This window comes from Corynebacterium sp. KPL1818 (genome assembly GCF_000478135.1).
Classification (GTDB): Bacteria; Actinomycetota; Actinomycetes; order Mycobacteriales; family Mycobacteriaceae; genus Corynebacterium; species Corynebacterium accolens.
Genome location: NZ_KI515758.1, coordinates 226,110 through 238,087, shown reverse-complemented (window position 1 = coordinate 238,087; position 11,978 = coordinate 226,110). Strand labels below are relative to the sequence as shown.

General features: G+C 56.0%; 10 protein-coding genes. 3 read left to right on the top strand and 7 right to left on the bottom strand.

What is annotated here, in order from left to right; all coding sequences use genetic code 11:
* Positions 1-54: 54 nt before the first annotated feature.
* The 5 genes from HMPREF1261_RS01005 to HMPREF1261_RS00980 all read right to left on the bottom strand — a co-directional run bounded on the left by HMPREF1261_RS01005 (position 55) and on the right by HMPREF1261_RS00980 (position 5,953).
* Entirely contained in the window at positions 55-957 is a 903-nt protein-coding gene (locus tag HMPREF1261_RS01005; RefSeq protein WP_034654502.1) for an oxygenase MpaB family protein, read from the bottom strand.
* Complete coding sequence (locus HMPREF1261_RS01000) at positions 954-1,760, bottom strand: FAD-dependent oxidoreductase (protein ID WP_023018075.1); 807 nt, start codon at positions 1,758-1,760, stop codon at positions 954-956. Before HMPREF1261_RS01000 ends, HMPREF1261_RS01005 begins: the two co-directional genes overlap by 4 nt.
* Positions 1,761-1,809: 49 nt before the next feature.
* Positions 1,810-3,002 (bottom strand): IS3 family transposase gene (locus HMPREF1261_RS00995; protein WP_100067808.1). Its coding sequence is split into 2 segments (ribosomal slippage): positions 1,810-2,723 and positions 2,723-3,002, totalling 1,194 coding nucleotides; the frame shifts between segments, so codons are not numbered across the junction.
* A 231-nt stretch (positions 3,003-3,233) separates the two neighbouring features.
* Positions 3,234-4,820, bottom strand: a complete 1,587-nt coding sequence (locus HMPREF1261_RS00985; protein ID WP_023029642.1) for a succinic semialdehyde dehydrogenase — start codon at positions 4,818-4,820, stop codon at positions 3,234-3,236.
* A 77-nt stretch (positions 4,821-4,897) separates the two neighbouring features.
* Positions 4,898-5,953, bottom strand: coding sequence for an oxygenase MpaB family protein (locus tag HMPREF1261_RS00980; RefSeq protein WP_023018073.1), 1,056 nt, complete (start codon positions 5,951-5,953; stop codon positions 4,898-4,900).
* A 400-nt stretch (positions 5,954-6,353) separates the two neighbouring features.
* Here HMPREF1261_RS00980 and HMPREF1261_RS00975 point away from each other — a divergent pair, with 400 nt between their 5' ends.
* From HMPREF1261_RS00975 to HMPREF1261_RS00965, 3 genes are read left to right on the top strand one after another with little or no spacing between them, the layout of a single operon-like run.
* Complete coding sequence (locus HMPREF1261_RS00975; RefSeq protein WP_005279354.1) at positions 6,354-6,932, top strand: DUF6230 family protein; 579 nt, start codon at positions 6,354-6,356, stop codon at positions 6,930-6,932.
* On the top strand, positions 6,922-7,566 hold the full coding sequence (locus HMPREF1261_RS00970; protein WP_023018072.1) for a DUF6114 domain-containing protein: 645 nt from the start codon (positions 6,922-6,924) through the stop codon (positions 7,564-7,566). The genes HMPREF1261_RS00975 and HMPREF1261_RS00970 overlap by 11 nt, the downstream gene beginning before the upstream one ends.
* Positions 7,563-8,192 carry a hypothetical protein gene (locus HMPREF1261_RS00965; RefSeq protein ID WP_023029329.1) on the top strand — a complete coding sequence of 210 codons (630 nt, stop codon included), beginning with the start codon at positions 7,563-7,565 and terminating at the stop codon, positions 8,190-8,192. The genes HMPREF1261_RS00970 and HMPREF1261_RS00965 overlap by 4 nt, the downstream gene beginning before the upstream one ends.
* An 18-nt stretch (positions 8,193-8,210) precedes the next feature.
* Here HMPREF1261_RS00965 and HMPREF1261_RS00960 read toward each other — a convergent pair whose 3' ends face one another.
* Positions 8,211-10,175: an ABC transporter ATP-binding protein gene (locus HMPREF1261_RS00960; RefSeq protein WP_023029641.1), complete on the bottom strand. Its 1,965-nt coding sequence runs from the start codon at positions 10,173-10,175 to the stop codon at positions 8,211-8,213.
* Entirely contained in the window at positions 10,175-11,917 is a 1,743-nt protein-coding gene (locus tag HMPREF1261_RS00955; RefSeq protein ID WP_023029640.1) for an ABC transporter ATP-binding protein, read from the bottom strand. The genes HMPREF1261_RS00960 and HMPREF1261_RS00955 overlap by 1 nt, the downstream gene beginning before the upstream one ends.
* Positions 11,918-11,978: the final 61 nt, after the last annotated feature.

The window sequence follows — 11,978 nt, the reverse complement described above, 5'->3', positions numbered from 1 at the left end:
AAGCCGCGAATCTGGGAGTCAGTATTCAATACCAATGAGTGAAGGGGAATGGTTTTAGTAGTGGAAGCCGCCTTCGGCTTCAGCCTTTTCAAATGCGCGCGTAGCAATAGGAACCATGCGTGCTTTGCGTGGGAGGACAGAGAAGATACCACGTACAGTACGGGAGAAAATCTTCAGCTTGCGCTCGTCCTTTTTAGTCCACTCCCAGCCAAGTTTATTGCGCAACTTGTCTGGAATCATACCGATAGCAACCCACAGCAGCAGTCGGGATGCGTAGGGTGCGATGGGTTTCCACAGCCAGTTGGGCACCTTAGGGTCTGGGGGGTCAAGGGTAAGGCCGTTGATAATGCGGGAGCGCTCGATGGTCTCGCTGATATCGAGGGTATCGATCATGAGGTCCAAGTACTCTTCAAATTCTGCGTACGTCTTTGGTGCATCATCCGGCTCTGCAACTCCGTAGAACGTATACCAAGTACGGGTTTCTTGGAAGAGCTGTTCGCGTTCCTCTGGGCTTAAGGGAACCATGAAGTTGCCGGCCAACTGGTAAGGCATGGCTGCGAAGGTGGCATGGGCCCAGTAGTAAACATCCGGATTCAGCGGGTGGTAGCGGCTTCCATCTGGATGGGTTCCCTTGATGTCCTTATGGAAATCACGAATCATTATGCCGACTTCGGGGCCTTCATAAATCGTGCGAATGATCGGGAAAGCGGACCGAACAAGGCGTGCAACCTCGTTATCGAAGACGTTGGAGTGCTGCACCAAGGAACGGCTGACGTCGCGCTGGGTAATCTGTAATAGACCAGCGGACAGGGCAACGAATGCCGAGCGCCAGTCACCAAAGCGCTGCCACAGGATGGAATCTGGACCCAACTCAGGCAGGTTTTCCGTATTGGTATCGGACGCTTGGGTCATCTGATCGTTTACAGTGCTTTCAGGATTGCTCAGAGTGGTCATCATGCCTCCTTAAGGGCAGTAGCGGACTTTTGTTGAGTCTGGCGTTCTGATGAGGCGGATTCAGAGGCGTAGTTGGATGCTCTCTTGAAATCATGGGCCGGTGCATCGAACCCCGCGAGCACTTCGCGGATTCCGCGTACAGTTCCGGGTTGGACCAACCACTTATCATGCTTGACCGTTAGTTCTCCGGGTCCACGAATTTCGAGTTGGCGAACGTAACGGCGGCAGTGATCCGCACGGGCCTCGATAACAGCCAATGGGCGGCGTTTGAGGTAGGAATCACGCGGGGTAGGGCCGTCGACGAAGAGGGCATTAGGAAGTCCAAAGACCTCGACACCGTGGTGGAGGTACATATCGTCGACATTTGCCTTCGAACGTCCCGGAACGGAAATCCACGGAGACGCCTCACCGGTGGCGCGGATCAGGACATCGAATGCTTGGGTTTCCTGGCCGGAATCACTGAGGTAGGAAATTTCCCATTGTCCTTCTGCGCGGTCGAATTCAGCTCCGGTAACTTCGGTGGAACCACGGAACTCGGCGCCACTGGCCTCGACAGCCTTTTCAAGGTGGCGAATGACAGAAGCCGGTGAGCCGTCAGTCCTAGTGAGGCGGAGGTACGGCGTACGGAAGTGGTATTTCCGGGATACCTCAGTGGCTAGAGCAGAATTGAAATGACCACCGATATGTGGTTCTTGTTCAAAAAGAACGGTGTCGAATCCTGAGAATGCGCATTCAGAAGCCGCGGCGCATCCAGCTACTCCGGCGCCAACCACTGCGACAGTCGGCCGACGGTATGGCTTGAACATGCTGTTCCTTTGGGCCTGACCCCCGGAAAGTGGACACGTCGGGGGTTAGCTATGCTGCTCTAGTCAGTGTAGCTGAATTCTCGGCTTCAAAGACGTCAGGAGCTGAAAGATTGCACCAGGAGTGCCGTCGGCGTGTGTTGTAGCGCATGCACCACCGGAAGACTTCTTGGCGGCAGGAGATCGGATTGTCAAAGACTTTCCTGTCACGCAAGATTTCCCGCTTGAGCGTGGCGTTAAACGATTCTGCTAGGGCGTTATCAGCACTCGTTCCTACCGCTCCCATAGACTGGCGCACACCCAACGACGAGCAATAGTTCCTAAAGGCTTGTGAGGTGTACACGCTGCCGTGATCAGAATGGAAAATTGCCCCTTTAAGGCTTCCGCGGACTTTCCTGGCATGGGACAAAGCTTCGATAACCAGTGATACCCGCATGTGATCGGCGAGTGCATGTCCGACAAGTTTGCGCGAGTAGACGTCGATGACCGTGGCCAGGTACATGTTCTTGCCGCCCTTACACGGCAGGTACGTAATGTCGCCTACATAGACGTGGTTTGGCCTGTCAGCTGTGAATCTGCGGCCTACTAGATCTGGCATGACGCGGTGACCAGGCTTACGCCTGGTAGTGACGCATCGGCGGCGTTTGGTAAAGCCTTTAAGTCCCATGGATTTCATGATTCGTGCGACTTTCTTGTGATTTATCGGGCCAAAGCTCGTATCGGCTTTAAGGCTTGCAGCGATGCGTTTAGCACCATAAAGCCCGTATTCATCATCGAAGATGGTCTTGATTCTTGCACCAATAAGAGCATCCGAACACGTCTTTAACCTGCGTTCTTCGCGGGTTTGCACCCATTTGTAGAACGAGGAGCGATTGAGCTTTAACACCTGGCACATCCGCTTAACCGAGAATTCGGTTCGGTGGTCATAGACAAACTGGAAGCGGATCACCAGTGAGTCTCTTCGGCAAAATATTTCGCGGCCTTGCGCAGGATGTCACGTTCTTCGCGCAGCTTTGCGTTCTCTTTTTCTAACTGGCGGATCCGTTCGGAATCATTCGCTGCTTGGACCTTGTCGCGCATGCTTTTTGTGCGGGCACGTTTGCCGGTGCCGTACTTCTTGATCCAAGAATGCAGCGAGGCACGGTTGATACCGAGCTCTGCTGATGCTGAGTTCAGTGAGAGGTCCTCATTGTTTTCGTAGAGGGCCACGGCATCGCGTTTGAACTGTTCGGAGTACCTGGACATGGTGGTAGATTACCTTTCTTCCAGCCCGACTGGGCTGGATATCAGGTGTCCACCAAACAGGGGTCAGGTCCTTTCGAGTTTCGCAGGGCGCTTACTGGCCGCTGTATGGTGTGAATTTTATGTAGTCAGTAGGTCACATTTCGTGAATAAGTTGTGATAGTACACACAAAGCTATGGAATGTGAAGTGTGTTACTGGGAATTGAGTGGTTCCTAGGTGCTATGGCGAGCGCTTAAGGTAGGAAGTGCAGGGCTTTTCCTAAACGCAATGCGGAGCTCAGCAGGGTGCCGTAGTACTTATTGGGTAGCCAGCTTGGCCCGCGCATCGGCATGATCCTTTGGGAAGAGATATTTTTTGCTTCCGTGTACTTAGTCAGGCCCTCGTGGCCGTGGCGGCGACCAACGCCAGATTCCTTGACGCCACCCAGTGGGGTAGAAATCGAGGCCCACGTTGAAGCGTAGCCATCATTGATAGTCACACTTCCTGCATCGATTTTCTCAGCGATGGCCTGAGCGGTCTCTGGCTGGCCAAATACGGAGGAGTTTAGACCATAGGGCAATTTATTTGCCTGTTCGATTGCCTCTTCGACATCGCGCACGCGTTGCACATATACCACTGGACCAAAGACCTCTTGCTCTGCAAGCTCGGTGCCATCGCCCAAATCAGTGAGTACCGTGGGTTCAAAGTGATAGGGGCCGATATCCGGGCGGGGCTTGCCTCCGGTAATAACGGTTGCACCCTTGTTTACTGCGTCATCGACAAAGTGCTGCACTACATCCAATTGATCTTGGCCGATGAGCGAACCCATCGTGTAGTCCCAGTTCAAACCAGAGCCAAGTTTGATGGATTCGGTTGCTCGGCGGAATGCGGTAATGAATTGATCGAAGATGGCTTCGGGAACGTAGATGCGTTCGATCGAAACGCACAGCTGGCCCGAATTTGAGAAACAGGCGGTAGCGATGGTGTCAATATGCTTATCGATGTCTGCATCCGGCGCGATGATCATCGGGTTCTTTCCGCCCAGCTCTGCGGAGTATCCAACAAGGCGCTCGCCTACGGTGGTACCCAAAATCTTGCCGGTCTTGGTAGAGCCGGTAAACATCAGGTAATCGCAGCGTTCAGCGATGGCGGAACCGACGACTCGGCCGGAACCGGTGACGATCTGTAGCAGATCCTTCGGCAGTCCTGCTTCCTTTAAGAGATAGAGGGAAATCAGGTTAGAAAACGGCGTGGAGCCGTCGGGCTTGGCCACGATGCCGTTGCCTGCAAGCAGTGCCGCAACGGCATCGGAAATGCCCAGCGCTAATGGATAGTTCCACGGGCTGATTTGCCCTACAACACCCTTAGGAACCCGCTGTAGGCGAGTCTTAGTAATGAATGGAAATGCACCTGGCTGTTTCTGTGTAGCAAGTAGCTTTGGCGCATTATTTGAATAATAACGCGCGTTGTTCAGTACATCGAGTACCTCATCAAAGGCGGCCGTGCGGTCCTTACCGGTCTCCAGCTGGATGAAATCCGCCAGCAGCTCGCGGTTCTTGGCCACGAGGTGATGGAAGCGCTTAATTACCTTTACGCGTTGCTTAACGTCAGTGTCAGCCCAGAGCATTTGGGCTTGGCGTGAACGACGGAAAGCTTCATCTACGTCTTCTTCGGAACCTACTCCAACCCACCCCAATTCTTCTTCGAAGAGAGGGGAATGGACCGCTTGGTGTTCGCCTTTATCCAGCGAACCGGTGGAGTAGTTGGTGGTGAGATGTTGCAGTTCGGTCAGTAAATGCTGTGGCAAAGGCCGTTCTTGTAGTCGGCGGGGTAAAGACATGTAATGCACGCTCCAGGGAGATTAATGAAAAGGTTCGTGAGCTTAAAGCCCACGAACAATGAAGAAGCCGGTGTGTTTTAGAATGGACAGCCGGCTGCACGGCGTGCGGCTACTGCATCATCGGAATCCGGCTTGTCGGTAGATTCTGCGGTGGCCGCAGAGTCCTTAGCCTGGGCGGCGTTGTAGCCTTGAATCTTCTTCGGCTCCTTGTACTTGCCCTCGATCATGCCGTTTTTGATCATCAGGGAGCGACCCGGCTCCATGTAGCGCTTGTCCTCTGGCAGGTGATCCATGATGAAGCGGACGGACTTGGCAATGCGGTCGAAGCGCTTTTGATCGCGCTTGGACCACTTGAGATCCAAGATATCGCGGTACTTCTGGGGCAAGGTGGCCACCGTCAACCAGATGGCGCTGCGCATAATCGGCTTCCAGATAACTTTCCACACGGCCTCTGGAACACCTTCCGGAGCCTTGACTGGTTCTACGCGTGCAGTACGTAGTGCGAAGTCAACGGTCTCATTGCGTTCGAGGACGGTATCTGCCATCTCGTCCATGTATTTGATTAAGTCATCGTAGTTATCGATGACCGGACGCTCAGACATGCCGTACTTATCCCACCACGTCACGCCTTCGCGGACGATTTGGTCGCGCTCTTCCTTGGTGAACGGGGTGCCGAAAAGGTCTTGTGCGTAGATGACACGGTAGACAAAGGTCGCATGTGCCCAGTAGTAGGTCTCTGGATTTAGAGAGTGGTAGCGCTCGCCATTTTTCAGCGTGCCCTTAATGGTGACGTGATAATCGCGGATGCGCTCGCCGATGTCCCCGTCGTCATAGATGGACTGAATAATCTGCGGCGTGGAGCGCTGCAGGCGGGCGAATGGCTCGTCGAAGAACTTCGAGTGATCCAGGAGGGATTGCCCGATGGCCGGGTGCATATTCTGCAAAATGCCGGTATATCCGCGCAGCAGCTGCAGGCGGTTATCCGATCCCCACTTCCACAGCAGGGAATCTGGACCTAAGGGGGCGCGCCGGAGTTCGCGCTTCGACTCCTTTTCCTTACTCGGGGCAGCGGAGTTGTTCTGGTCGTTGTCCTCCGGAGCTTGGTATGCACTGGCATTAAGCGAGTTGGACATTTTAGCCCTCCCTGGTTTCGATTGATATTGAATGCTGTGTAGCGTAACACACGCCACATTTGGACTGTTGCCTAAACCACAAATTTGGGGGTGTAGTGAGGTGGGTTAAATATGGCCAGTGTACTGGCTTGAACCGCTTAGAGTTCCAAGATTTTGTACGGCAAACCTAGGGTCGAGGATTGCGATCTTGGCAATAACCCCTTAGTCTTTGTGCTCTGTATCTCATTTAGTGCTGTCGTTTGGAAGAACTCACAAGGATTTATGTTTCCTTCGGAGATGCTTTCGCATTGGATGAGACGGAAACTGGGGACCTATTTAAATGGGTCACCGGTGACAGGGAAGAAACGATGTCTTTAGGCGTGTTTCTTCGTTTTGTAATCTTTCAAAGAAAGGTGCCTTCATGGGCAGAATAAGCATTCCAAAGTTTGCGGCCGCTCTGGCTGCAGGTCTCGCGGCATTCGGCGTTACAGGTTTTGCGGTAGCCCAGGGTGGTTTGACTGCCAATATTGCCCTATCGGGAACCTTTTTTAAGGTAAATATGAGCCACCTTGAAGGTGAAGGCCTGTCGATCTTTGTTGATAGAGATCAAATGGGAGAGGAAACCATTCCGGCCGCACGCTTGAAGTTCGAACATGCCGTGGCTTCTAACCTATGCTTATCCGCCAATCTTCCGGATGTTCCTGGTGTGGGCGAGACCACCTTTGCTCTCCGTGCGAACGGAGATGACAGCGTGGAGGTCAGAAACCTATTGGTCGGTGCGACCGACATTAAGGGAGAGCTGGATCTGACCAACGCCAACGTGGGAGTCGATGCAAGTCAGGTTAATGACAAAGCAGATCCAGGCTCATGGGGCCTGTATGCGCAGAAGGTGACCTTGAGCGCAGATGATATTCGAACGACCTCGGTCGGAGCGGAAAAGCTCGCTGCTTCCGGAGTGACCGTGACAGTGAAGAGGGGAAGCAATAACAATGCCTGCTAAGTCCTCTGATGATGAGACTTTGCGCATGCCTGCGGTGACTGACCCCGATAATGGTGCCGAAACCGCTGAATCTATGGAAGGAACTGCTGGGATTGCAAGTGCGGCGGGCAACGCGGCAAAAGAGCCTTCGCAGTCGGTGGCGGACGCAGTCAAAAGTGCCAATGAGGCTCATGCTTCTATGGCGAACGACGAAGCTATTGCCCAAGTAGCAACCAAGCAGAGCCGGTGGAAGCGGTTTAAGCACTGGCGCAAGCGCCGCCCCTTTGCCGGTGGACTGCTACTTATCCTGTCTGGAATCGCCATCGCCGCGCCCGCCTATATTACTGTGCGTATTTCTGATCTTTTGGTGATGATTTCTACGGTTTCTGGTGTTTCGACGTTGCTCATTGGCGCGGCACTTATCATGTTTGGTTTAGGCTCCTGGTTTAGGCAAGAGACCTCGACTTACTTGGGTGTTTTGAGCATACTTGTAGCCATTATTGCGCTGCCCACCTCAAACCTTGGCGGCTTTCTCATCGGTAGCCTGTTGGGCATTATCGGCGGTGCACTCGCCTTTGCTTGGCAGCCGCAGGATCGGCAGAAGGTGTCGAATAAGGAAAAGTCCGAGGCGAAAGAGGTGGCGGTTTCCGCATGAGGCTATTCAGACTAGTCTCGCTATCGCAAGGCCCTTCCCCTCGCGCGTTAAAAGCAAGTGCGCTCGCGGTGCTCTGCGTTTTTATGGCAGTGTGCGTGGTCAACCATCCTGAGAAAACCCGCGCGCAGGAAGATTTGGCCTTGGCACAGTCTGAACTTAGTACTGTCACCGCTGATAATGTCACGCTGACCGGAAACGTGACAGCCTCGCTTGTTACGGTGCAAACGGCACAGGGCGAGCAGCGAGCGCTCAAGCTGGTGGGTGATAAACTTGCTGCGCGAAATCTCGCCCTTACCCTTCCTAGTGTTGTGGGACAGGGAAAACTGACTACCGGGGATGTGGAAACCACCGTTACTGATGGGCCGGTAACCGTGCTGGCGACCGGGCTGCAGACAACCCCCGCGGTGGTAGACCATCCCACCATTCCGGTGAACGTGGATTTGGACAACGAGGATATCAATGCCGTACTTGATCAGTTGGGCGTTCCTGCTCCGCACGCAGTCCCCGATGCTCCTATTCCCAATCCCCTGATGGAGCGCATTTCGCTACAAGACGTCACCATGGAGCTGGTTAACCTGCAAGGCGCGAATCTGCACGCCCCGCAAGTCCAACTCACAGTGAGGTAATCATGCAGCGGCGCTCCCTTAAGAATCGTTGAACTGCGATTGGTGCAGGCGCCAATAAGCGCCTTGGGCGCGCAGCAGCTCTTCGTGGGAGCCTTGCTCGACGATGCCCCCGTTTTCCATCACCAAGATCAAATCAGCGTCCCGGATGGTGGACAAGCGGTGGGCGATGACGAAGGAAGTGCGCTCGGCGCGCAGGGCATTCATAGCCTCTTGGACGAGCACCTCGGTGCGGGTATCCACGGACGAGGTCGCTTCATCCAAGATGAGCAGTGCGGGCTGGGCCAAAAAGGCGCGGGCGATGGTAATCAACTGGCGTTCGCCGGCGGAGATGGCGCCGCCATCTTGGTCGATGACGGTGTCATAGCCTTCCGGCAGGGAGTGGACGAAGCGATCGACGTACGTTGCTTTGGCCGCGGCGATGACCTCATCATCCGTGGCATCGAGCCTGCCGTAGCGAATATTGTCCATGATGGTGCCTTCAAAGAGGACGGCATCTTGTAGCACCATGCCCACTTGGGAGCGTAGGGCGGTCCGGGGCATGTGGGCGGTATCGTGGCCATCGATAAGAATGCGCCCAGCATCGATGTCATAAAAGCGCATGAGCAGGTTGACCATGGTGGTCTTACCGGCACCGGTGGGGCCCACGATCGCCGCGGTTTGCCCCGGCTCCACGCGCAGGTTGAGCCCGGTAATAAGCTCCTTCTCCGGCGAATAGGAAAAGGCAACGTCCTGGAACTCCACGCGGCCGCGGGCACGGCCGGGTAGTTCATCGCTGGCGTTCTCCAACGATTGCTCTTCTGCATCGAGGAACTCGAAGACGCGCTCGGCAGAGGCCACACCGGATTGCACCTGCTGCATCATGCCGCCCAATTGGCCCAGTGGCTGGTTAAATTCGCGGGAGTACTGGATAAAGGCGGTGGCCTGGCCCAGGGTCATCTGCCCGTTGGCCACGCGCAGGCCGCCAAGTACAGCGATGGCCACATAAGACAGGTAGGACACGAACTGCATGATGGGCATCATGATGCCGGAGAGGAATTGCGCCAGCGCGGAAGCGCGGAAGAGCTCGTCATTGCGCTCATCAAATTGGCGCGTCATATCCTCCGTGCGGCCAAAGACGATGCCTAAGTCGTGGCCGGAGAAGGACTCTTCTACCTGGCCATTGAGCTGGCCGGTAGCGCGCCACTGGGTTTTGAATTGGCGCTGCGAGCGCCCGCCGATGACCCCGATGATCAGCGCGGTTAGCGGGAGCGCCAAGAGTGCTACCAGGGCGAGCCGCCAAGAGATGCTCAGCATCATCACGGTGATGCCCAGGATCATCAGGATGTTATAAAACAGCTGGGACAGCGCCTGCTGGAGGGCTTGTTGCACATTGTCGATGTCATTGGTGGTGCGCGAGAGGATATCGCCGCGCTGGTGGGAGTCGAAGTAATTCAACGGCAGCGCATGCACCTTGGCCTCCACGCGCTGGCGCAGCTCGTAGACTGTGTCGATGGTCAAGCGGTTTAAGATGAGCCCTTGCCAGAGCTCGAAGGCGGCAGAGACGATGTACATCGCGATCACCGCGATGATAAGCGTGCCCAAGCGGGTAAAGTCGATGCCCTCGCCGGGAATGAAATCCATGCCGGAGGCCATATCGGCCACCTGATCTTGGCCTTGGGCGCGCATGCCGTCGATGGCCTGTTGCGCCGAGATGTCAGACGGCAGCTCGCGGGCGATGACGCCAGAGAAGATGACGTCCATGGCATCACCCAAGATCTTAGGGGCAAAGACCGCGAGGAAGACGCAGACTATGTTCATCGCCGCCACTACCGCCAGCATGCGCTTATAGGGCATGAGTAGCAGCAACAAGCGCTTGGCAGAAGGCCAGAAATTCTTGGCCTGGCGCGGTGCGGAACCGGACCATTCATCGGCGGCAACCTTGGCCTCAAGTTCTTGGAGCTCAGCTTCCTCAGCGGAGGAGTGGTGGGTGGTGTCTTTAGCCATTAGTGCTCGCCTCCAGCTACTCCAGCGGTTTCTTGGGATTTAACGATTTCCTGGTACACATCCGAGGAATTCAGCAGCTCCGTGTGGGTGCCGCGGGCGACGATGCGCCCGGCATCGATGACCAAAATCTGATCGGCATCCTGGATGGAGGCCACGCGCTGGGCCACGATGATGGTGGTGACGGCCTCGCCGCGCTGGGCAAAGGACTGGTGCATAGCGGCGCGCACATTGGCATCCGTAACCACATCCAGCGCGGAAAAGGAATCATCAAAGAGATAAATGCGCGGCTGGGCCACGAGCATGCGGGCGATGGACAGGCGCTGGCGCTGCCCGCCCGATACATTGGTACCGCCCTGTGCAATCGGCATGTCCAGGTCATCGACGAAGTCCGCCTGCGCCACGCGCAGCGCCTCCCATAGTTCATCGTCGGTGGCCTCGGGGCGGCCCAACCGCAGGTTGGAGGCCACCGTGCCGCTAAACAGGTAGGCCTTTTGCGGCACCAGCGAGACGCGGCTGACGATGTCCGGGCGGGAGAGGGAGGTGGTAGGGGTGGCATCGATAAGCACCTCGCCCTCGCTCGGAACGTACAGGCGCGGGATGAGGGACAGCAGCGTGGTCTTGCCGGCGCCAGTGGAACCAATGATCGCGGTGGTGGTGCCGGGAGTGGCGGTAAAGGAAATACCCTCTAGCACTGGGGCATCCGCGCCGGCATAGGAGAAGCTGACATTGCGAAACTCCACGGTGCCGGACATGGTTTCCGGGGTGACGGTATCTTGCGGCGGGGTAATGGATGGCTCGTGGCTCAAGACCCCGGTGATGCGGCGGGCACACACAAGGGCGCGCGGGAGCATCATCGCCATAAACGTGCCCATCATGACGGCGGCGAGGATTTGCAGCAGGTATTGCAGGAAGGCGGTGAGCCCGCCGACATCGACAAGCCCGGCATCCACTCGCTGGCCGCCAAACCACAGCACGGCGCCCGTGGCCACGTTCAAGATGACGGTGATAAGCGGGAACATGAGCACGAAAAGCTGGCCGATTTTCAGCGAAAGCTGGGTAATGTCCTTATTGGCCTTGGTAAAGCGTTCAGTTTCATAGGCCTCGCGCACGAAGGCGCGCACGACGCGGATGCCGGTGATCTGCTCGCGCAGGGTGCCGTTGATGGTATCCAGCTTGTCCTGCATGGCACGAAAAAGCGGCATAAGCCGCGCGATGAGGACGGAGATGGTGCCAAGCAATACCGCGACAGAAACCCACACCAACCAGGACAGTCCGGCGTCCTCGCGGATGGCCATGATGATGCCGCCGATGGACATAATGGGTGCTGTGACCATGAAGTTCAGCATCATCATGTAGACCATCTGCACCTGCTGCACGTCATTGGTGCCGCGGGTAATAAGGGTGGGCGTGCCGAACTCGCTCATATCTTCTGCAGAAAACGTGGTGACCTTGCGGAAGACCTCGCTGCGCAGATCCCGGCCCACACCCATGGCGGTGCGGCTGCCGCACCACACCGCGCCGATGGCGGTAATGACCTGGACAAAGGCCACAATCAGCATGATTGCGCCGGTGCGCCAGATATAGTCGATATCGCCCTTGGACACGCCCTCATCGATGATTTTGGCGTTCAAGGACGGTAGATACAGGGTAGCCGCGGTGGACAGCGCCTGCAGGATAAGTACCGCTAGGACATAGGGCGTATACGGTGCCGAGCGGGTAAAGAGGATTCGGACCAGATCCATAAACCTGCGCTTCTTTCGAGGGAGAATAGGGATTAACCAGCAAGCATATCTGGTGGGCGCA